25 protein-coding genes are annotated in these 21,223 nt (G+C 51.8%); 11 read left to right on the plus strand and 14 right to left on the minus strand.

The features are described from left to right. The first annotated feature begins 76 nt into the window (after positions 1-76). Positions 77-1,996 (plus strand): BglG family transcription antiterminator, encoded by a 1,920-nt coding sequence (locus ABIC79_RS07910; RefSeq protein ID WP_013577263.1) that lies wholly within the window; start codon positions 77-79, stop codon positions 1,994-1,996. A gap of 25 nt (positions 1,997-2,021) precedes the next feature. On the opposite strand, the gene npr is transcribed toward ABIC79_RS07910, so the two are convergent. The 11 genes from npr to ABIC79_RS07965 all read right to left on the minus strand — a co-directional run bounded on the left by npr (position 2,022) and on the right by ABIC79_RS07965 (position 10,039). Continuing rightward, on the minus strand, positions 2,022-2,294 hold the full coding sequence (gene npr / locus ABIC79_RS07915) for a PTS phosphocarrier protein NPr (protein ID WP_013577262.1): 273 nt from the start codon (positions 2,292-2,294) through the stop codon (positions 2,022-2,024). After that, positions 2,291-3,145: an RNase adapter RapZ gene (rapZ, locus tag ABIC79_RS07920; RefSeq protein ID WP_013577261.1), complete on the minus strand. Its 855-nt coding sequence runs from the start codon at positions 3,143-3,145 to the stop codon at positions 2,291-2,293. The genes npr and rapZ overlap by 4 nt, the downstream gene beginning before the upstream one ends. A gap of 67 nt (positions 3,146-3,212) precedes the next feature. Then, positions 3,213-3,695, minus strand: a complete 483-nt coding sequence (gene ptsN, locus ABIC79_RS07925) for a PTS IIA-like nitrogen regulatory protein PtsN (RefSeq protein ID WP_173362074.1) — start codon at positions 3,693-3,695, stop codon at positions 3,213-3,215. A gap of 98 nt (positions 3,696-3,793) precedes the next feature. Beyond that, complete coding sequence (gene hpf / locus ABIC79_RS07930; protein WP_013577259.1) at positions 3,794-4,081, minus strand: ribosome hibernation promoting factor; 288 nt, start codon at positions 4,079-4,081, stop codon at positions 3,794-3,796. Positions 4,082-4,104: 23 nt separating this feature from the next. Then, positions 4,105-5,538, minus strand: coding sequence for an RNA polymerase factor sigma-54 (gene rpoN, locus ABIC79_RS07935; protein WP_013577258.1), 1,434 nt, complete (start codon positions 5,536-5,538; stop codon positions 4,105-4,107). A 101-nt stretch (positions 5,539-5,639) separates the two neighbouring features. Beyond that, positions 5,640-6,365, minus strand: a complete 726-nt coding sequence (gene lptB / locus ABIC79_RS07940) for an LPS export ABC transporter ATP-binding protein (protein ID WP_013577257.1) — start codon at positions 6,363-6,365, stop codon at positions 5,640-5,642. A 6-nt stretch (positions 6,366-6,371) separates the two neighbouring features. Further along, positions 6,372-6,929: a lipopolysaccharide ABC transporter substrate-binding protein LptA gene (gene lptA, locus ABIC79_RS07945; RefSeq protein ID WP_013577256.1), complete on the minus strand. Its 558-nt coding sequence runs from the start codon at positions 6,927-6,929 to the stop codon at positions 6,372-6,374. Next, positions 6,907-7,476 carry an LPS export ABC transporter periplasmic protein LptC gene (gene lptC, locus ABIC79_RS07950; RefSeq protein ID WP_013577255.1) on the minus strand — a complete coding sequence of 190 codons (570 nt, stop codon included), beginning with the start codon at positions 7,474-7,476 and terminating at the stop codon, positions 6,907-6,909. Before lptC ends, lptA begins: the two co-directional genes overlap by 23 nt. After that, positions 7,473-8,039, minus strand: coding sequence for a 3-deoxy-manno-octulosonate-8-phosphatase KdsC (kdsC, locus tag ABIC79_RS07955; protein ID WP_013577254.1), 567 nt, complete (start codon positions 8,037-8,039; stop codon positions 7,473-7,475). The genes lptC and kdsC overlap by 4 nt, the downstream gene beginning before the upstream one ends. A 16-nt stretch (positions 8,040-8,055) precedes the next feature. Further along, positions 8,056-9,042 (minus strand): arabinose-5-phosphate isomerase KdsD, encoded by a 987-nt coding sequence (kdsD, locus tag ABIC79_RS07960; RefSeq protein WP_037035037.1) that lies wholly within the window; start codon positions 9,040-9,042, stop codon positions 8,056-8,058. Positions 9,043-9,061: 19 nt separating this feature from the next. Beyond that, on the minus strand, positions 9,062-10,039 hold the full coding sequence (locus tag ABIC79_RS07965; RefSeq protein WP_015690523.1) for a calcium/sodium antiporter: 978 nt from the start codon (positions 10,037-10,039) through the stop codon (positions 9,062-9,064). A 307-nt stretch (positions 10,040-10,346) separates the two neighbouring features. On the opposite strand from ABIC79_RS07965, the gene mlaF reads away from it, so the two are divergent. From mlaF to murA, 7 genes are all read left to right on the plus strand, one after another. After that, the gene (mlaF, locus tag ABIC79_RS07970) at positions 10,347-11,150 is read left to right on the plus strand and encodes a phospholipid ABC transporter ATP-binding protein MlaF (RefSeq protein WP_013577251.1); all 804 of its coding nucleotides are present in this window, start codon (positions 10,347-10,349) and stop codon (positions 11,148-11,150) included. Positions 11,151-11,165: 15 nt separating this feature from the next. Further along, entirely contained in the window at positions 11,166-11,948 is a 783-nt protein-coding gene (gene mlaE, locus ABIC79_RS07975) for a lipid asymmetry maintenance ABC transporter permease subunit MlaE (RefSeq protein ID WP_013577250.1), read from the plus strand. 3 nt (positions 11,949-11,951) lie between these two features. After that, positions 11,952-12,512, plus strand: a complete 561-nt coding sequence (mlaD, locus tag ABIC79_RS07980) for an outer membrane lipid asymmetry maintenance protein MlaD (protein WP_314522898.1) — start codon at positions 11,952-11,954, stop codon at positions 12,510-12,512. A gap of 41 nt (positions 12,513-12,553) precedes the next feature. After that, entirely contained in the window at positions 12,554-13,189 is a 636-nt protein-coding gene (mlaC, locus tag ABIC79_RS07985; RefSeq protein ID WP_013577248.1) for a phospholipid-binding protein MlaC, read from the plus strand. After that, positions 13,186-13,500 carry a lipid asymmetry maintenance protein MlaB gene (mlaB, locus tag ABIC79_RS07990; RefSeq protein ID WP_013577247.1) on the plus strand — a complete coding sequence of 105 codons (315 nt, stop codon included), beginning with the start codon at positions 13,186-13,188 and terminating at the stop codon, positions 13,498-13,500. The genes mlaC and mlaB overlap by 4 nt, the downstream gene beginning before the upstream one ends. A gap of 168 nt (positions 13,501-13,668) precedes the next feature. Continuing rightward, entirely contained in the window at positions 13,669-13,923 is a 255-nt protein-coding gene (ibaG, locus tag ABIC79_RS07995) for a BolA family iron metabolism protein IbaG (protein ID WP_013577246.1), read from the plus strand. Positions 13,924-13,990: 67 nt separating this feature from the next. Continuing rightward, the gene (murA, locus tag ABIC79_RS08000) at positions 13,991-15,250 is read left to right on the plus strand and encodes a UDP-N-acetylglucosamine 1-carboxyvinyltransferase (RefSeq protein ID WP_013577245.1); all 1,260 of its coding nucleotides are present in this window, start codon (positions 13,991-13,993) and stop codon (positions 15,248-15,250) included. 76 nt (positions 15,251-15,326) lie between these two features. Here murA and degS read toward each other — a convergent pair whose 3' ends face one another. The 3 genes from degS to zapG form a co-directional block, all read right to left on the minus strand. Continuing rightward, complete coding sequence (degS, locus tag ABIC79_RS08005; protein WP_037035040.1) at positions 15,327-16,394, minus strand: outer membrane-stress sensor serine endopeptidase DegS; 1,068 nt, start codon at positions 16,392-16,394, stop codon at positions 15,327-15,329. A gap of 87 nt (positions 16,395-16,481) precedes the next feature. Then, on the minus strand, positions 16,482-17,849 hold the full coding sequence (gene degQ, locus ABIC79_RS08010; protein ID WP_013577243.1) for a serine endoprotease DegQ: 1,368 nt from the start codon (positions 17,847-17,849) through the stop codon (positions 16,482-16,484). 154 nt (positions 17,850-18,003) lie between these two features. Beyond that, the gene (gene zapG / locus ABIC79_RS08015; RefSeq protein WP_013577242.1) at positions 18,004-18,405 is read right to left on the minus strand and encodes a Z-ring associated protein ZapG; all 402 of its coding nucleotides are present in this window, start codon (positions 18,403-18,405) and stop codon (positions 18,004-18,006) included. Positions 18,406-18,690: 285 nt separating this feature from the next. Between zapG and zapE the strand changes: the two genes are divergently transcribed. The 3 genes from zapE to rpsI all read left to right on the plus strand — a co-directional run bounded on the left by zapE (position 18,691) and on the right by rpsI (position 20,986). After that, on the plus strand, positions 18,691-19,830 hold the full coding sequence (gene zapE / locus ABIC79_RS08020) for a cell division protein ZapE (RefSeq protein ID WP_013577241.1): 1,140 nt from the start codon (positions 18,691-18,693) through the stop codon (positions 19,828-19,830). Positions 19,831-20,148: 318 nt separating this feature from the next. Next, complete coding sequence (rplM, locus tag ABIC79_RS08025) at positions 20,149-20,577, plus strand: 50S ribosomal protein L13 (protein WP_013577239.1); 429 nt, start codon at positions 20,149-20,151, stop codon at positions 20,575-20,577. Between the two features lie 16 nt (positions 20,578-20,593). Then, positions 20,594-20,986, plus strand: coding sequence for a 30S ribosomal protein S9 (gene rpsI, locus ABIC79_RS08030; RefSeq protein ID WP_013577238.1), 393 nt, complete (start codon positions 20,594-20,596; stop codon positions 20,984-20,986). The last annotated feature ends 237 nt before the right edge of the window (positions 20,987-21,223 follow it).

Consider the following 21,223-nt stretch of genomic DNA (forward strand, 5'->3'; position numbering starts at 1 on the left):
TATCGATGACTCTGTGGCGGTCGGCAGTTCGTCGTAAAGGGTGATCGCGCCGTAGCCGGAATAATATGGAAGAACAATGGTGAGATTTCCCAATCAACGTCTGGCGCAACTGTTTGATGCGCTGCAAACCGAAACGCTGCCTCAGGATGAACTGGCAAAACGCCTGTCGGTGTCGACGCGGACGGTCCGTGCGGATATCACTGCGCTTAATGAAATCATCGCGGACTATGGCGCGACCTTCGTACACAACCGTGGCAGCGGGTATCAGCTGCGCGTTGATGATCAGAGCCTGTTCTCGTCGTTACAGCAGTCGACACAACGTAAACCGAATCCGACGCCGCGTACGGCCGCAGAGCGGGTGAAGACGCTGCTGATCCGCTTTTTGACCTCAGCTTTTTCATTAAAGCTGGAAGATCTGGCTGATGAATGGTTTGTCAGCCGGGGAACCCTGCAAAATGATATGGCTGAGGTAAGGGAGCATCTGGCCCGCTATCATCTGAATATTGAAACCAAGCCGCGCTACGGCATGAAGCTGTTTGGTGCGGAGCTGGCAATCCGCGCCTGCCTGACCGACTTGTTGTTCCAGCTCGATGCCGAAGAACAGGCCAATCCGCTGCTGAAGGCGGAAAGCCTGGAGTCGGAAGCGCTGGTGCCGCTGACGCGCTTTATGCATCAGCTTCTGACGCAGTCTTCTATTCAACTGACCGACGAAGGTGAACAATATCTGATTCTCTATTGCGCGGTGGCCATTAAACGCATTGCCGGCGGTTATCCGCTGACTGATTTTGATGCTGAAGACGGTGACCCGGCGGTCAAACACGTTTCTGTGCGGCTGGCTGCGGAGCTGAAAAGTCTGGTGGGCAAGGAAATTCCGGCCTCTGAAGAAGCTTATCTGCGGGTGAATATCGCCGCGCGTCGCGTCCAGCAAATCCTGCCAACGGACATTAATGCTGACGATGACGAATCGCTGGTCGATTACATCCTGTCGTATATCAATTCGCACTATAGTTATGATTTACAAGGTGATAAACAGCTGCGCGCTGATCTGCTGACGCATATCAAAACCATGATTACGCGGGTGAAATACCAGATTAATATCCCCAACCCGCTGCTGAACAACATCAAACAGCATTACCCGATGGCGTATGACGTCACGCTGGCGGCGGTGTCGAGCTGGGGGAAATACACGCCGTACACCCTGAGTGAAAACGAGATTGGGTTTCTTGTGCTGCATATCGGCGTCGGGCTGGAGCGGCATTACAACATCGGTTATCAGCGACATCCGCAGGTGATGCTGGTATGCGACACCGGCAATTCGACCATCCGTATGATTCAGGCGCAGATTAGCCGCAAATATCCGCAGCTGGTGATGAAACAGGTGGTGACGTTGCGGGATTACGAACAACTGGAACACATCGACGAAGATTTCATCATCTCCAACGCCCGCATCAGCGAGAAGAATAAACCGGTGGTGGTGCTGTCGCCATTCCCGACCGAATACCAGATGGAGCAGCTTGGCAAGCTGGTACTGGTTGATCGCACCCGGCCTTATATGCTGGAAAAATTCTTCGACGAAAAACACTTCATGATCATCGATGAACCGATGACGCAGGCGGAGTTGTTCCGCCATGTGTGCTCTCAGCTGGAAGCCGAAGGCTATGTCGATCAGGCGTTTTATCCGTCGGTGGTTGAGCGCGAGGAAATTGTCTCGACCATGCTGGGGGAAGGGATTGCGCTGCCGCACTCGCTGGGGCTGCTGGCGAAGAAAACCGTGGTGATAACGTTGCTCTCTCCGCAGGGCATTGCGTGGGGAGAAGGGGAGACCGCACACGTGATTTTCCTGCTGGCAATCAGCAAGGCAGATTATGAAGAGGCGATGGCGATTTACGATTTGTTCGTGACGTTTGTGCGGGAACGCTCAATGAGCCGTTTGCTGAGCAGCGAAAACTTTGAGAGTTTCAAGGCCATTGCAATCGACTGTTTAAGCCGCATTTAATACGGCTCAAAGAGTGCGTTAATTATCAGTCTTCATCAAAACCTGAATTAATCAGATTTACCACTGCCGTCAATGCCTGTTCTTCATCGGGGCCGGTGGCTTCGATTTCGATTTTCTGACCTTTCGGGGAATCGAGCATCAGCAACGCGATGACACTGCTGGCTTCCGCTTCAATGCCCGTGTCGTTGCGCAGCATCACTTCTGATTCAAAGCTCTGCACCAGTTCAAACAACTTCATTGCCGGGCGGGCATGCATACCCAACCGGTTTTTGATTTCTACCGTTTGTTTCACCGTCATGATTTGCGTTTTTCCAGCGTGCGATGGCGGGATTGCACATTTTTCCCGCGGGAACGGAAATAGTCGGCCAGTTGCTCTGCGATATAGACCGAACGGTGTTTACCGCCGGTACAGCCAATGGCGACGGTCAGATAGCTGCGGTTGTTCGTTTCCAGCATCGGCAGCCATTGTTCGAGGTAGCTGCGGGTCTGGTAAATAAAGTTGTGCACTTCAGTATGACGGTCAAGAAACGCCGCGACCGGCTTATCAAGGCCTGTCATCGGACGCAGTTTCGGATCCCAGTGCGGGTTTGGCAGAAAACGCACATCGAAAACGTAATCCGCATCAATCGGAATGCCGTGTTTGAAACCGAAGGATTCGAACACCATCGTCAGTTCGCGCTCGCGTTTACCCAGCAGACGGGTACGCAGCATTTCTGCCAGTTCATGCACGGACATTTCGGAGGTGTCGATGATCAGATCCGCAGACGAACGCAGTGGTTCGAGCAGATCGGCTTCTTCATCAATGGCACTTTCGAGGGACAGATTTTTGCTGGAAAGCGGGTGCAGTCGACGGGTGTCGCTGTAGCGGCGGATCAGAGTATTGCGGTCGGCATCAAGGAATAACAACTGCGGTGAGAAGCTCTCCGGCAGTTGTGACATCGCATACTCATAAACTTCCGGTGTTTCCGGCATGTTACGGACGTCAATGCTGACGGCCGCTGATGTATTACGTTCAACAAGGGTCTGGGCAAGCTGCGGCAATAACACCACCGGCAGGTTATCCACGCAGTAAAAACCCATGTCTTCTAGTGCCCGTAGGGCAACCGACTTCCCGGAACCGGAACGGCCGCTGACAATCATCAGCACCATGGTGTCACTCCCCTGGCATTCAGTGTGCAGAATTCATTTTCCCGGCACTGTACCGGGAATCAGCAATTTATTCGTTTTCAGTCATTATCTGGAACAGTTCTTCGTCACTTTGCGCGCCACGCAGACGGCGACACACTGTTTTATCAGCTAATTTCTTAGCGACTAAAGATAATGTATGTAAATGGGTTTTACATTGATCTGCCGGTACCAGCAAGGCAAAAAGCAAATCTACCGGCTGATTATCGATGGCGTCAAAAGCAATCGGTTGTTCAAGCTGAATGAATACGCCGACGGCACGTAAAGTGTCTTCTTCCAGCTTACCGTGCGGGATGGCGATCCCGGCACCGATCCCGGTGCTCCCCATACGTTCACGGGTCAAAATGGCGTCAAAAATCACCTGCGGCGACAAATTTAATTGTTTGGCGGCCAACTCACTGATGATTTCCAGTGCGCGTTTTTTGCTGGCGCAATGAACGCCGCTTTTGGTGCATTCGGCATTAAGCACCGACGTTAATTGCATTGCAGTATCGTTAATCATGTCATCTTTCACTTTTGCGCTGTTTCACCCTTAAAGCTATATCGGCTCGTTTCCCGAAGGTCACAAGCCGATGCCCGAAGGTTTGTAGCACAGGGTTGGCTACATGAATGTCAGTGCTGTTTCAGTTTGTCTTTATGTTTATTCAACTGTCGGGCCAGTTTATCAACCAGTCCGTCAATCGCTGCGTACATATCCTGATGTTCCGAGGTGGCATGTAATTCGCCTCCGTTCACATGCAAAGTGGCTTCCGCTACTTTCTGCACCTTTTCCACGCTCAACACCACATACACCTGATTAATCCTGTCGAAATACTGCTCAAGCTTAGCCAGCTTCGACGTGATGAACTCTCTCAGGGGATCCGTGATCTCAATGTGATGTCCGGTAATGTTGAGCTGCATAATGTCTTCCTTCTCTGTTGAGGTCAAACTAACTGTTTACGTTGGTTTGAGGGCGGGATGGACAAAGACTCTCGGTATTTGGCGACAGTCCGACGCGCAACCATAATTCCCTGATCGGAAAGCAGGGTCGCTAACTTACTGTCACTGAGCGGTTTTACAGGATTCTCCGCTGCGATTAATTTCTTCACCAGCGCCCGGATCGCGGTTGACGATGCCTCGCCACCGCTGTCTGTACTGACATGGCTGGAGAAGAAATACTTCAGTTCGAAAATGCCACGCGGGCTGTGCAGGAACTTCTGCGTCGTCACACGTGAAATCGTCGATTCGTGCATTTCCACGGCACTGGCAATATCTGCCAGCACCATAGGTTTCATAAATTCTTCACCCAGTTCAAAGAACGCCTGCTGCTGCTCAACGATGCAGCGCGTCACTTTCAACAGCGTGTCGTTACGGCTTTCCAGGCTTTTGATTAACCACTTGGCTTCCTGCAGATTGCTGCGGATAAATTGCCCGTCGCTGTCGCTGCGTGCGGAATTCCCCATCGCGGCGTACTGCTGGTTAATCTTCAGACGCGGAATGCTGTCGGAATTGAGTTCTACCGCCCAGACACCTGACACTTTACGCACCAGCACATCCGGGATCACGTATTCGGATTCACCGGTGTTGATAGACTGGCCCGGACGCGGATCAAGAGACTGGATCAGGAGCATCGCTCCTTTCAGTGTATCTTCTTTTAACCGGGTTGATCGCATAAGTGCGCGGAAATCATGGTTCGCCAGCAAATCGAGATGTTCGCTGATGATAAGACGGGCTTCAGTGATGAAAGGCGTGTCAGTCGCATATTGAGAAAGCTGGATCAGCAGGCAGTCGCGCAGGTCACGGGCGGCGACACCCACCGGATCAAAACGCTGAACGCGCTTAAGTACGGCTTCGACTTCGTCCATGGTGACATTTTCATCACCGACGCTTTCAAGAATGTCGTCAAGGGAGACGGTCAGGTAACCGGTGTCATCCACTGCATCGACGATTGACGTGGCAATCGCGGCATCGGTATCAGAGAACGGCGTCAGCTCGACCTGCCACATCAGGTAATCCTGAAGTGTCTGCGTGGTTTCGCCCTGGTAAATCGGTAGCTCATCGTCGCTGTAATCATTGCCGGTGCCTGACGGCGTGCCTGCGGTGTAAATCTCATCCCAGGTGGCGTCCAGCGGCAACTCTTCCGGCATGTCTTTCTGCTCGAGTGCCTCGCGGGTGTCTAACCCTTCGCTGTCGGTGGTTTCTACCGAGTCGATTTCTTCATGAAGGTCGGTTTGTTCCAACAGAGGGTTGCTCTCCAGCGCGAGTTGGATCTCCTGCTGGAGCTCAAGCGTGGATAGTTGCAACAAGCGGATGGCCTGTTGTAACTGAGGAGTCATTGCCAGTTGTTGGCTGAGTCTGAGTTGCAAACCTTGCTTCATATCTTGGCTTAATTCCGTTGATGAGTGAAAACGGCAACACTTCTGTCAGAGACGGCCTGTTTCAGTGTAGGTTGAAACAGGCACGGTTCCGGCGGCACAGATCACAGACGGAATTCTTCACCAAGATAAACACGTTTAACTTGTTCATCAGCAAGAATGTCGGCTGGCGTGCCGTGGGCGATCAATTTCCCCTGACTGACGATATACGCGCGTTCACAAACGTCGAGTGTTTCGCGAACGTTATGGTCAGTGATCAGTACGCCGAGGCCGCTGTCACGTAAATGCTCAATGATTTTTTTGATGTCGATAACGGAAATCGGGTCAACCCCGGCGAACGGTTCATCCAGCAGGATGAATTTAGGGTTCGCTGCCAGTGCACGGGCAATTTCAACACGACGGCGTTCACCACCAGACAGTGACTGACCGAGGTTATCGCGCAAATGAGAAATATGGAACTCTTCCATTAATTCATTAGCGCGGTCATTACGCTGTTCTTTGGTCAGATCGTCACGGATCTGCAGCACCGCCATCAGGTTATCAAATACGCTCAGACGACGGAAAATGGAGGCTTCCTGCGGAAGATAGCCAATACCGCGACGGGCGCGGGTATGCAGCGGCAGCAGGCTGATGTCTTCATCATCAACGATAATGCGGCCCGCATCGCGCTGGACGATGCCCACGACCATGTAAAAGGTGGTGGTTTTACCCGCACCGTTTGGCCCTAATAACCCGACGATTTCACCCGAGTTGACCATCAGACTGACATCTTCAACGACCTTACGGCCTTTGTATGCCTTTGCCAGATTCTCTGCGATTAATTTAGCCATAAAATATCAGTTACTCTTTTTGGTCGGCTGGCCGCCCGCTGCAGGCGTTTTTTGTTGCAGCTGCGAAGGTACCAGAACGGTCGTCACACGGTTACCTTTATCACTAAAGGCTTCCATTTGCTGTTTCTGTACCAGATAGGTAATACGGTCGCCTTTCACATTGCTGTCCAGTTGCTCAAGGTAAGCGTTGCCGGTCAGCGTGACGAGGTCATTTTCCACTTCGTAGCGGACTTTCTGTGCATGGCCTTTAATCGGCTTACCGTTATCCTGCATCTGGTAGAACGTCACCGGGTTGCCGTAACCTTCTACCACTTCTTTACCGGAAACCCCCTGCGGGCGGATGACGACCACTTTGTCGGCTTTAACCTGGATCGTACCCTGATTGACGACCACATTGCCGGTAAAGGTCGCGGTATTGGTATTGACGTCGAGCGCCTGGTTTGCTGAATCAATGGTGATCGGTTTCGTTGTATCGTCTTTTAAGGCAAATGCCGGAACGCTGACGGCTAACAATGAGCTGACGATCAGGAGATCACGGATTTTATTTTTTGCTTTGAATTTCATAAGAGGTCGTTACCTTTTCGATCAGCTCTGCTGTTTTGTCACGCAGATTACCACGCATTTTCATGCCGTTAGATGTAAAACCTGTACCATACAACGTCACTTCATCGTCTGAGGCAACGTCCTGTGTCGTCAGGTTAACCCGTGCATTGTCCGTTTTGATTCTTTGCAGCTGTGATGTCTCAGGTGTCAGGCTGTCTGCCTGCACATGCCCATAAAGATAGAGCATTTTATCCTGAGTCAGTTTCGCTTTATCAGAACGCAATACCCAGGTGGCTACTTTGTTCTTGTCATACATGGTCGCGACCGGATTGGTAAACCATGACACCTGATCAGCGGTGTAATATTTTACCTGGTCTGAAACCAGTTTATACGTCAGGCTGCCCATCGGGTCATACACCATCGTAACGGTGTGGGACGTCTGGTAAGTCGGATCCTGATCATTGACCGCTTGCGGAACATCATCGCTGTTGTCAGATAATGACCAGCCAATCAGCACCAGAACGATGGCAGTCAGCGCCAGAATAATCCAAAGTTTTGCTTTACTCATATCGACAGCCCTTTGGCGTCCTCCAGCTTACCCTGCGCCAGCAGAATCAAATCACACAGTTCGCGTACTGCACCACGTCCACCCGCTATACGGGTAACATAATGCGCTTTCGGTAACAGAACAGGATGTGCATCCTGAACCGCGACAGAGAGACCCACTTCGGCCATCACCGGCCAGTCAATCAGGTCATCACCAATGTACGCCACTTCTTCGGCCCGCAGAGACAGTGTATCTAACAGTTCGCGGAAGGCCAAAAGCTTATCAGATTGCCCCTGATACAAGTGGCGTATGCCCAGAGTTTTAGCGCGATCTTCCAGTAATTTCGCATTGCGGCCTGTAATAATCGCGACTTCGATATCGGATGTCAGCAGGCAGCGGATACCGTAACCGTCGCGAACGTTGAAACTTTTCAGCTCTTCTCCCTGATTTCCCATATAGATCAGGCCATCAGACATAACGCCATCGACATCGCAAATCAGCAGGCGGATTGCTTTTGCCCGTTCAAGCACTTGCGCACTGACCGGACCGTAGCAGGTTTCCACCAGGGCTGCGCTATTACTCATTCAGGGAATTCCTCAATTAAACTACGCCAGCGCGCAGCATATCGTGCATATGTAACACACCCAGCAACTGGTCACCATCAGCAACCATCACGCAAGTGATGTGTTTATCCTGCATTAAATTCAGCGCATCAACCGCCAGCAGTGAAGGACGCACGCGGATACCGCCTGTCGTCATCACATCCGCAATCGATGCCGTATTGATGTTGACGCCCATATCAAAGATGCGTCGTAAATCCCCATCGGTAAAGATCCCTTCGATTTTCATCAAATCGTTGCAGATAACCGTCATGCCCAGATTTTTTCGGGTGATTTCCAGCAACGCATCCCGCAACGAAGCTTCACGGCTGACGTGCGGAATTTCATCCCCGGTGTGCATGATATCGCTGACGCGCAGTAACAGCTTGCGACCCAGTGCTCCGCCAGGATGTGACAGGGCGAAATCTTCCGGTGTGAAGCCGCGTGCTTCAAGCAGTGCGACGGCCAGTGCATCGCCCATCACCAGCACTGCCGTGGTGCTGCTGGTCGGTGCCAGGCCCAGCGGGCAGGCTTCTTTGGGCACTTTTACACAAAGGTGAACATCTGCCGCTTTCCCCATCGTGCTTTCGGGGTTAGACGTCATGCAGATAAGCGTAATGCTCAGGCGTTTGAGTACCGGTATCAGCCCCAGAATTTCATGGGCTTCGCCGGAGTTGGAAATCAGAATGACGACATCCTGCTTCGATACCATGCCCAGATCACCGTGGCTGGCTTCGCCGGGATGCACAAAGAATGCCGGTGTGCCCGTACTGGCAAAGGTGGCGGCCATCTTACGGCCGATATGACCAGATTTGCCCATGCCCATGACGACGACTTTGCCATTGCAGGCGAAGATTTTTTCGCAGGCGCGGGTAAAATCACCGTTAATGTATTGATCTAACTGCTCAAGTCCTTCACGTTCTGTTTTCAGCACATCATGTCCGACGGCCTGAAAATCAAAACCGGGGGCGAAGGTATCGTTAGCCATAGTGGGTTCCTGACAGAGTTCAGAAGGCAATGCTGTCCGGTAATAGAAACAGCACGGCCATATAAGCGATAAATCCACACAGCAGTAATGCACCGGCTAAATGTCCGATACGGTGTTTACGCATCAGGCATAGTCCGGAAAGCACCACGCTGACCGCGAGCATGACCCAATAATCGCGATGAAACGCGTCTGGGTTGAACGAACCTGGTGCTACCAGCGCGGGTAATCCCAGCACCAGGCAGGTATTAAAAATGTTTGCGCCGATAATATTACCCAGCGCGATGTCATCTTCGCCTTTGATAGCGCCGGCGATAAAGGTCGCCAGTTCTGGCAGACTGGTACCGATAGCAATCACCGTCAGGCCAATCACCAGTTCACTGACACCCAGATAACGCGCGATGACAGTGCTGTTATCAACGATCATGCCCGACGCCAGCGGCATGATGATAAAGCCCAGTGCCAGCCACAAAAATGCGACCGTATTGCTACTGTCTTGCGGAAGTTCGGACATTTGCTCGTAGGTCAGCGTATCCAGCCCCTCTTTTTCGGCGGCGCGGGCGATTTTTATCATCAGCATCATGAACACGCCTGCGCTGGCCAGTAGCAAAATGCCATCAAACCGGCTGAGTTCGCCGTCGCTTAACAGAAAACCACACAGCGCGGTGACCAGTAACAATAATGGGAGCTCGCGGCGTAATATATCAGAACGAACGGAAAGTGGATGAATCAGGGCGGCACCGCCCAAAATCAGAAGAATATTAATGATATTCGAACCAATTGCGTTTCCGACGGCCAAATCCATCTGATCGTTGATGGCGGCGGTGGTGGAAACCACCAGTTCAGGAAGGGATATTCCGACGCCGACGACAGTCATACCAATCACCAGCGGGGAGATGCCCATCGAGCGTGCCAGCACTGCGGCTCCGTACACCAGACGATCAGCGGCGTAAACTAACAGTAACAAGCCGACAATCATCAGTACGATAGCGAGAAGCATGAAACATCCTTTATTGGGTATAATGCGAGGTTCGTTGCCCTGGCGGGCAGGCGATTCCTTCGTCAACATGAGCTAAGGCGACATTTTGTCTGAAAATGACGCCTGCGGGTTCCTGTATGTTAGACGATGAAGGCTTTTATTTTAAAATGGTAATTCGTTGATTTTGACCGTCTGTGGCAGAAAAGTAAATCGATGGCAACTTTGGTAACGAAACCGGGGTAAGTTTTTGTAAAAATACCAAAGTTATACGATACCTTGTGCGTGTCAGACGTATTCTTAGCGAAAGCATTCCGAAGGGAAAAACTGAATGAGTCAAAGCGAATCGAATCTGGTTGAGATCAAAGGCATGAGTTTTGTGCGCGGCGATCGTCCCATTTTCGAAGAGATAAATATGACCGTGCCGCGTGGCAAAGTCACTGCAATCATGGGGCCTTCGGGGATCGGTAAAACCACCTTGCTGCGTCTGATTGGCGGACAACTTGCGCCCGACAGCGGCGAAATCTGGTTCGACGGCGATAACATTCCGACGTTGTCCCGTCGCAAATTGTACGAATCGCGCAAGAAAATGAGTATGTTGTTTCAGTCCGGTGCATTGTTTACTGACCTGACTGTGTTCGAAAATGTGGCGTTCCCGCTGCGTGAACACAGCAAATTACCGGAAGAATTACTGCGCAGTACGGTGACCATGAAACTGGAAGCGGTCGGGTTACGCGGTGCCGGTGACCTGATGCCTGCTGAATTGTCTGGCGGTATGGCAAGACGTGTCGCACTGGCTCGTGCGATTGCCCTCGACCCTGAACTGATCATGTTCGATGAGCCTTTTGTGGGGCAGGATCCGATCACCATGGGCGTCCTGGTTAAACTCATTGATGAACTGAACCATGCGCTGGGTGTGACGTGCATCGTGGTTTCTCATGACGTTCCTGAAGTGCTAAGTATTGCTGATTACGCTTATATTGTGGCCGCGCAGCATGTGATTGCCGAAGGCACACCTGAGGAGCTGCAAAATAATCCTGATCCGCGTGTTCGTCAGTTCCTTGACGGTATTGCCGATGGACCGGTGCCTTTCCGTTTCCCTGCCGGTGATTACAAAACCGAGCTGCTCGGATGATGGAGTTCCCTATTCATGTTAATTAAGGCGTTAGCCTCAGTCGGGCGCCGCGGGATAAACACCTGTGCGTCTTTTGGCCGCGCCGGTCTGATGCTCTTTCGGGCATTGGTCGGTAAGCCGCAATTTGCCAAGCAATGGCCGCTGTTGATCAAGCAGCTTTACAGCGTTGGTGTACTTTCCCTGCTGATTATCCTCGTTTCCGGCTTGTTTATCGGCATGGTGCTTGGTTTGCAGGGATATCTGATTTTAACCACCTACAGCGCTGAGGCCAGCCTCGGCATGATGGTGGCGCTCTCTTTACTGCGCGAACTTGGACCGGTGGTGACTGCTCTGCTGTTCGCCGGCCGAGCGGGTTCCGCGCTGACCGCCGAACTGGGGTTGATGAAAGCCACTGAGCAAATTTCCAGCCTGGAGATGATGGCTATCGATCCGCTGCGCCGCGTTGTTGCACCGCGTTTCTGGGCCGGTCTGATTTCCATGCCTTTGTTGACGGCGATTTTCGTTGCCGTGGGGGTTTGGGGAGGTTCGCTGGTGGGTGTGGACTGGAAAGGCATCGACAGCGGTTTCTTCTGGTCAGCGATGCAAACCGCGGTAGACTGGCGGACTGATTTACTTAACTGCCTGATTAAAAGCCTTGTTTTCGCTATCACTGTGACCTGGATTGCGTTGTTCAATGGCTATGATGCGATACCGACGTCCGAAGGGATTAGCCGGGCAACGACACGTACTGTGGTGCATTCGTCACTGGCGGTGCTGGGATTGGATTTTGTGCTGACAGCACTGATGTTTGGAAATTAAACCATGCAAACGAAAAAGAGTGAAATCTGGGTAGGCGCGTTTTTAATCATCGCATTGATTGCGGTGATCTTCCTGTGTCTTAAAGTGGCCGACATCCGTTCCATCGGCTCCGACCCGACTTACCGTATTTCTGCGGACTTCGACAATATAGGCGGCCTGAAAAGCGGTTCGCCGGTCAAAGTCGGTGGCGTGGTTATCGGCCGCGTCAGCAGCATAACGCTTGATAAAAACTATTCCCCACGTGTCGAAATGGATATCGACCAGAAATACAACCAGATCCCGAGCACCAGTACGCTGGCGATCCGCACGTCTGGTTTGCTGGGCGAACAATTCCTGGCGTTGAATATTGGTTTTGAAGACCCTGAAATGGGAACGACTATCCTTAAAAACGGCGGCGTTATTCAGGACACTAAATCAGCGATGGTTCTCGAAGACCTGATTGGCCAGTTCCTTTATAAGAGTGGCGACGGCAAGGCTGACCCTGACGCAACGGCGGCTCCTGCTGCGCCTGAAGGGAATGCTGCACCTGACGCTAATACGGCGCCACAGCCGGCTGCCCATTAAGAATTTGCCATTACGGATTCTCCATAAAAGAGGAAATAAGTATGTTTAAACGTTTAGTGATCGCTGCACTGTTGGTGGTTATGGCTCCGCTGGCGAATGCTGCTGTGGACAAGACCAATCCTTACAGCGTGATGAATGAAGCAGCGAACAAAACCTTCACCCGCCTCAAAACCGAACAGCCGAAAATCAAGCAGGATCCTAACTATCTGCGCCAGATCGTTCGTGAAGAATTGCTGCCGTATGTGCAGGTCAAATACGCCGGCGCGCTGGTATTAGGCCGCTATTATCAACAGGCGACACCTGCACAGCGCGAGGCTTATTTCGCGGCGTTCTCTGACTATCTGCAACAGGCTTACGGTCAGGCGCTGGCGATGTACAACGGCCAGAGCTACACGGTGCAACCAGAGCAGTCCTACGCGGATAAAGATATCATTGCTATCCGTGTCACCATTACCGATCCGAATGGTCGTCCTCCGGTTCGTCTGGATTTCCAGTGGCGTAAAAACAGCCGCACAGGCGAATGGCAGGCATATGACATGATCGCCGAAGGCGTCAGCATGATTTCGACCAAACAGAACGAGTGGGCAGATATCTTGCGCCAGAAAGGTATCGAGGGTCTGACAGCGCGTCTGAAACAAGCCGCTGCTCAGCCGATCACGCTGGATAAACAACAATGAGTGAAGCCCTGCGCTGGGAATCGCAGCCGCCGCGACTGATGTTGCACGGTGAGTTAGATCGCGAAACGCTGGTGGCATTCTGGGATATGCGCAGAAAGCTGATGTCCGGCGTGACCTGTCTGGATGTTTCCGGGCTGGAGCGTGTGGATTCTTCCGGTCTGGCTTTCCTGGTGCATTTACGCGAGGAAGCCCGTCAGCAGGGGATTACGCTGACGATTGCGGGCATCACCGACAGGCTGAGAACACTGATTACCTTGTATAACCTTCAGGACATTATTCCGTCGGACACTACGGGCTGCTCTGTTGAATAAATATATGAGCAGTTCCCGTGAGTTAGGCTGCGGGATGTGAATAGTTGACTGAATGTCCGTAAAGCCCCTGTGCGAAACTCTTCGTCAGGGGCTTTTTCGTGGTTTAAGAATTGCGCCGATCCCTATAAGATATCGGGCTGTTATGATTCTTCAGAAGAATAGATCCCTATGGAAACGAGTGAAATTAAAGACGTGCTGATGAACGCATTGGCACTGGACGAAGCCCACATTACTGGCGATGGCAGTCATTTTCAGGCCATTGTCGTTGGTGCGATGTTTGATGGCATGAGCCGCGTGAAAAAACAGCAGACCGTTTACGCACCGCTGATGGAATACATCGCCGACAATCGAATTCACGCACTGTCTATTAAGGCTTATACCCCTGAAGAATGGGCGCGTGACCGTAAACTGAGCGGTTTATAAGACTGCCGGAGTTCCGGCAGCTTCCTCGTATTTGACCTGTCGTTTTAATGAATAGAGAGCAGTCATAATGGATAAATTTCGTGTACAGGGTGGGACTCGCCTGAGCGGTGAAGTCACTATCTCTGGTGCAAAAAATGCAGCACTTCCTATTTTGTTTGCCGCACTGCTTGCTGAAGAACCTGTTGAACTCCAGAACGTTCCTCATCTGAAAGATATCGATACCACCATCAAACTGCTGAGCCAGCTGGGCACCAAAATAGAACGCAACGGTTCTGTTTTCGTTGACGCCAGTGCGGTGAATGAGTTTTGTGCGCCGTATGACCTGGTGAAAACCATGCGCGCTTCTATCTGGGCTCTTGGCCCGCTGGTGGCGCGTTTTGGTCGCGGTGAAGTCTCCCTGCCGGGCGGCTGTGCTATCGGCGCACGTCCTGTTGACCTGCATATTACCGGTCTGGAACAGCTGGGCGCGACCATTGTGCTGGAAGAAGGTTATGTGAAAGCCTCTGTCGATGGCCGCCTGAAAGGTGCGCACATCGTGATGGATAAAGTCAGCGTGGGTGCGACCGTTACCATCATGAGCGCAGCGACATTGGCTGAAGGCACCACCATTATTGAAAACGCCGCGCGTGAGCCGGAAATCGTCGATACTGCGAATTTCCTGAATACGCTGGGTGCGAAAATTACCGGTGCGGGTACGGATAAAATCACCATCGAAGGCGTTGCACGTCTGGGTGGCGGTGTTTACCGTGTGGTCCCCGATCGTATCGAAACCGGCACCTTCCTGGTGGCGGCCGCGATTTCCGGTGGCAAGATTACCTGTCGCGAAGCCCGTCCTGATACGCTGGATGCTGTACTGGCAAAACTGCGTGAAGCCGGTGCCGATATCGAAGTGGGCGAAGACTGGATCAGTCTCGACATGCATGGTAAACGGGCTAAAGCCGTCACCTTCCGCACCGCACCGCATCCGGGCTTCCCGACTGACATGCAGGCGCAGTTCAGCTTGCTGAATCTGGTGGCAGAGGGTACCGGTGTGATCACCGAAACCATCTTCGAAAACCGTTTCATGCACATTCCTGAACTGATCCGTATGGGCGCACATGCTGAAATCGAAGGCAGCACCCTGATTTGCCATGGCGTTGAAAAACTGTCTGGCGCTCAGGTGATGGCGACCGATTTACGTGCGTCTGCGAGTCTGGTTCTGGCGGGTTGTATTGCCGAGGGTGTGACCGTGGTTGACCGTATTTATCACATCGATCGTGGCTATGAGCGTATCGAAGATAAATTGCGTCAGCTGGGTGCGAAAATTGAGCGCTTCAACGGCGAATGATTCGTAGCTCTTGATGCAATAAAAAAGCCGGAAGGGGAAACCTTTCCGGCTTTTTCGTTGCTGTCTTCAGCGATCGTCAGTGATCAGGATATTCCTGCACGGTCACCTGCAAGGTCAGCTTCTGACCGTCACGCATAATCTCCACCGGAATGACCGTACCCGGACGAACCTCTGCGACCTGATCCATTGTCTCGATAGCGGAAACAGCCGGTTTGTTGTTGACGTTAACGATCACGTCTCTGACCTGCATGCCTGCATTAGCCGCCGGGCCATTGGGTGTGACTTCATTCACCACAATCCCCTGAATATGATCCAGTCCGCTATTCGGCCCGTGCAGAGGGGAAACCTCGCGCCCGCTGATTCCGATATACCCGCGAATAACCCGGCCATCGCGAATCAGCTTGCCCATGACTTTTGTCGCCAGTGCGGTCGGGATGGCAAAGCCGATACCTTCCGGTGTGGCGCCGTCATTACTTTGGTCAAAGGACAGTGTATTAATCCCCATCAGCTCACCCAGCGAATTCACCAGTGCACCGCCGGAGTTACCCTGGTTAATCGATGCATCGGTTTGCAGAAAGTTCTGGCGGCCTGACGGGCTGAGGCCAATACGACCAGTGGCGCTGATAATACCCTGCGTGACTGTCTGACCGAGGTTATATGGGTTACCAATTGCCATCACGACATCACCGACATGCGGGGCGCGATGTGGATTAATCGGGATCACCGGCAGATTTCCGGCGTTGATTTTCAGTACGGCCAGGTCAGTCAGGCTGTCAGAGCCGACCAGCAAGGCTTCAAATACGCGGCCATCCTGCAATGCGACGATGATCTGATCGGCATTATTGATTACGTGCTTGTTGGTGAGGATATAACCATTGTCGTTCATGATCACACCGGAACCCAGTGTGCGGATGGCCAGTTCGTTCTGTGAACTGTTACCCATGTTGCGGTTATAAACGTTCACCACTGCCGGAGCAGCGTGGCGGACGCCTGAGTTATAGCTGACCGGTTCTTCGCTGTTTTGGGTGAAGTTTCGGTCAAACAGCGGTTCTGTGATGTTTTTACGCAACATAGGTACCGCCGCCAGCAAAATGCCAGCAACAATCAGGCCGATAACAGCGGATCTCAATAGCTTAACAAACATGGGTATATGGGATGCGAGATAAAAAGTGAGGGAAGAATAGCATGAGTTAATCGGACGCAGCAGCACCTGCGTCCGATTTTCAACGCTTTACGGCATGAATAAGTAGATATTTTGCCCTTTACGCAAGATGCTCAGCGCGATCAGGTCAGGTTTGCTTTCCAGTATTTTGCGGAAAGCGGCCAGATTTTCGAGCGGTTCGCGGTTTACACCGATAATCACATCGTCTTTTTCCAGACCGATTTGGTCAGCGGGCGTCCCTTTTTTCACGTCATCGACATGCACGCCTTTGGCGTTTTTATCCGCCGGATCGCTGAGCGTCACACCCTGCAAGGCAGGATTGAGTTTCTCAATGCTGACTTCCACGGCCGGGCTTTTATCCAGCGTGACGTTCACAGTCATCGGTTTACCATCGCGCAGCAAACCAATCTGCATGGTGACGCCCGGACCTGCGGTGCCCACTTTCGCGCGTAACTCAGCAAAGCTGCTCAGCGTTTTCCCCTGCAGGGTAATCAGTACGTCGCCCGGTTTAATACCGGCTTTCGCCGCTGCAGAATCCGGCAATACTTCATTGACGAAAGCGCCGCGCTGGCTGTCAAGTTTGAATGCCTGCGCCAGTTCCGGCGTCATTTCACTGCCGCGGATCCCCAGCAGGCCGCGTTTCACTTCACCGAACTCAATCAACTGATGGCTGAGGTTCTTCGCCATGTTCGCCGGGATAGCAAAACCGATACCGACGCTGCCACCCTGAGAGGAAATGATGGCGGTGTTAATACCAATCAGTTCACCTTTCAGATCGAGCAATGCGCCCCCGGAGTTACCGCGGTTAATCGACGCATCGGTCTGAATAAAGTTTTCCAGCCCCTCAAGATTCAGGCCGCTGCGACCAAGCGCAGAAACAATGCCGGATGTCACCGTCTGGCCAAGCCCAAACGGATTGCCAACGGCGACGGCAAAATCACCGACACGCAGGTTGTCGGAATCCGCCATCGTAATTTGTGTCAGATTTTTAGCATCAATCAGCTGGATCACCGCAATATCAGACTGATCGTCTTTGCCGATGAGCCTGGCTTTATATTCACGGCCATCGTTGAGCTGAACGTTGATTTTATCCGCATTATTCACCACGTGGTTGTTGGTGAGCACATAGCCTTTGGCGGCATCAATAATAACGCCTGAACCGAGCCCTTCAAAAGGCTGTGGCCCCTGATTGGGTTCAGGGTCCTGCTGACCGAAGAAGAATTTGTATTCCGGTGGGACATCCGCACTGGGTGGCTGGGTACCTGAAACCTGAACGCCCACGACTGCGGGCAATACTTTTTCCAGCATAGGTGCCAGACTTGGCAAAGGTTGTCCCTGAACTTCCGTAGGTAAAGCGGCATTCGCCATAGGCGCAGAAGCGAAAGTTAATCCAAGGCTAACAGCTAACACACTGAGCAAAAATGACTTTTTCTTCATCACGATAACTCTCTCGCTTTCTGTAATGGACGTCAGTTATGGACAATAGAACAGTGATTCACAGCACGGGAAGGGTCTGGAGAACGGCACATGCACGGGACATATGCCGTAAATACGCCTGCATAACGATTGTTATGCAGGTCAGGGGCGTCTGTTATTTACGAACCGGACGCTCACCACGCAGCAGACCGGACGCGCCATCAGAATAATCGCGTGGCATTTGCACCGGTACCTGATCGTTATCGGCCTCGGAGCCGGTCAGGCGGTAGTTGAACGGATTATCTTGCTCGGGCATATCGGGCAGCAAATTGTTGGAGCTTTTAGCCATGTGCTGATACAGCTGACGGTAATCAGTCGCCATGTTATCCAGCAACTCTGCGCTGCGGGCAAAATGGCCCACCAGTTCCTGACGGTATTCGTCGAGTTCGGCTTTGCTTTTCTCCAGTTCGTTTTTCATGACTTGTTGATCACGTAATTTACGATTACCAAAGCGCATCGCTACCGCACCAATCGCGATACCGACCACTAATCCAATGAGTGCATACTCCCAGGTCATAATGACTCCTATTTTGACTTCGTTGTCCCGCAGGGCTTTTTCACGTAACTTTTATGACTTAACTTCTTTACACAATGGTTTTAACGTAATTGTTACACGCATTTGTCATGCAATATCTCCACTATAACCGTTAACCTTGCCAGAGTGGAATCCTGCGGGGAAAATCACTGCTATCTGTTGGTTTTTTCATACACAGACAGCCGGGAAAAGCGGCGAACCCACGGCAAAAAAGCGGCTAAACGACGTGAAAAACATAAAAATTTTTTCTCAGGGACGTTAACAAAGATGCAATCTCAATCACCCCTTTTCCTTTATCAGAACGCTGTGGATGCCGGTGAATTCCAGGCGGATGCTGTTCAGAAACAGGCTGTCGCACAGCTTGATGTGATTTATCAGGCACTTTCCGCGCAGCCCGCAACAATGCCTCAGACCACCGGTCGTGGAGGGTTGCTGGGCCGTTTGTTTGCAAAATCTCCGCCGAAAACCCCTTCGCGACCAGTACAGGGACTGTATATGTGGGGCGGCGTGGGGCGCGGTAAAACCTGGCTGATGGATTTGTTTTTCCACAGCCTGCCCGGTGAACGTAAGCTCCGCCTGCATTTTCACCGCTTTATGTTGCGTGTCCATGAAGAACTGACGGAGCTTCAGGGGCAGGAAGATCCGCTGGAAGTGATTGCTGACCGCTTCAAAGCGGAAACGGACGTACTCTGTTTCGACGAGTTTTTTGTTTCGGATATTACCGATGCGATGTTGCTGGCGACGTTGCTGCAGGCGCTGTTTGCCCGCGGTATCACCCTGATTGCGACATCGAACATTCCGCCTGATTTGCTGTACCGCAACGGTCTGCAACGCGCGCGGTTCCTGCCGGCCATTGATCTGATTAAAGAATATTGCGATGTGCTGAATGTGGATGCCGGCATTGATTACCGTCTGCGTACGCTGACACAAGCCAATTTGTGGTTATCGCCTGTTGGCCCTGATACGAGTGACGCGATGCATTCCATGCTGGGCAAACTGACCGGCAATCACAGTGGCGCGGAGGCAGGCGAAAGACCCGTACTGGAAGTGAATCATCGTCCGCTGCAAGCCATTGCTGCCGTTGACGGCGTGCTGGCGGTGGAATTTCATACCTTATGTGAAGAGGCGCGCAGCCAGCTCGATTATATTGCGCTGTCGAAAATCTATCACAGTGTACTGCTGCATAATGTGCCGGTGATGGGCGCAGACAGTGAGAACGCTGCGCGGCGTTTTCTGGCGCTGGTCGATGAATTCTATGAGCGCCATGTAAAACTGGTGATTTCCGCAGCGGTGCCGATGTTTGAGATTTATCAGGGGGAACGGCTGAAATTCGAATATCAGCGTTGTCTCTCGCGTCTGCAGGAGATGCAGAGTGAGGAATACCTCAGGCGGCCGCATCTGCCGTGATTTTAATTGATTATTATTTGCTCAGCCTGTGGTATAAAAAGGCGCAGTAAAGCCTGCATGGCGAACCCTCAGAAGACGTTGAGGTAAATCTTCCTTTTTGTCGAAAAAGGGTTCGATCTTTGCGGGAGACTTCTCTATAATCTTGCGACCCCACGTTACTACAAAGTTTTTTTCCCGAAACTTTATAAGTGCCAGCATTGGCTATTCGAAGGGGTAGGTTTGCTGGACGATGGTCGTGTGAACCTCAAATACTTATTTTATAAACAAGTAAGCGTTCGGGTGTTCGCCAACGTGTAACTTTAATTGGGTAAGCTTTTAATGAAAACTTTTACAGCTAAACCGGAAACCGTACAACGTGACTGGTTCGTAGTTGACGCTACCGGCAAGACCTTAGGTCGCCTGGCCACTGAACTGGCTCGCCGTCTGCGTGGCAAACATAAAGCGGAATACACTCCGCACGTTGATACTGGTGATTACATCATCGTTCTGAACGCAGAAAAAGTTGCTGTTACTGGCAACAAGCGTAACGACAAGATTTATTACCATCACACCGGCCACATCGGTGGTATCAAGCAAGCGACCTTTGAAGAGATGATCGCTCGCCGTCCTGAACGCGTGATCGAGCTCGCGGTTAAAGGCATGTTGCCAAAGGGCCCGTTGGGTCGTGCAATGTACCGTAAAATGAAAGTTTACGCGGGTAACGAGCACACTCATGCGGCGCAACAACCGCAAGTTCTTGACATTTAATTCGGGATTATAGGCAATGGCTGAAAATCAATACTACGGCACTGGTCGCCGCAAAAGCTCCGCCGCTCGTGTTTTCATCAAACCGGGTAGTGGTAACATCGTAATTAACCAGCGTAGCCTGGAACAGTACTTTGGTCGTGAAACTGCCCGCATGGTAGTTCGTCAACCACTGGAACTGGTCGACATGGTTGAGAAATTCGACCTGTACATCACCGTTAAAGGTGGTGGTATCTCCGGTCAAGCTGGTGCTATCCGTCACGGTATTACCCGTGCACTGATGGAATATGACGAAAATCTTCGTGGCGAACTGCGTAAAGCTGGCTTCGTTACTCGTGATGCTCGTCAGGTTGAACGTAAGAAAGTCGGTCTGCGTAAAGCACGTCGTCGTCCTCAGTTCTCCAAGCGTTAATTTTCTGCTGCTATTGCAGCACAGTGCTTCGGCACGAAAATCAGCGTCAAAAACCCGGTGTTTCACCGGGTTTTTTTATGCCTTTTGTTCCGTAATTGCAGGGGAAATGATCTCCTGACACACAATTCCCCATGAAATCGTCTCACCGTCCCCCACAGCCTGCGTAAAATCTGGTAAACTATCACACACTTTTGTGCCTGTTCGCCGAGCAGTTGACGTTGCCGCGCTTCCTGGCTG

This window comes from Rahnella sp. 2050 (assembly GCF_040544515.1).
GTDB classification, from domain to species: Bacteria; Pseudomonadota; Gammaproteobacteria; order Enterobacterales; family Enterobacteriaceae; genus Rahnella; species Rahnella aceris.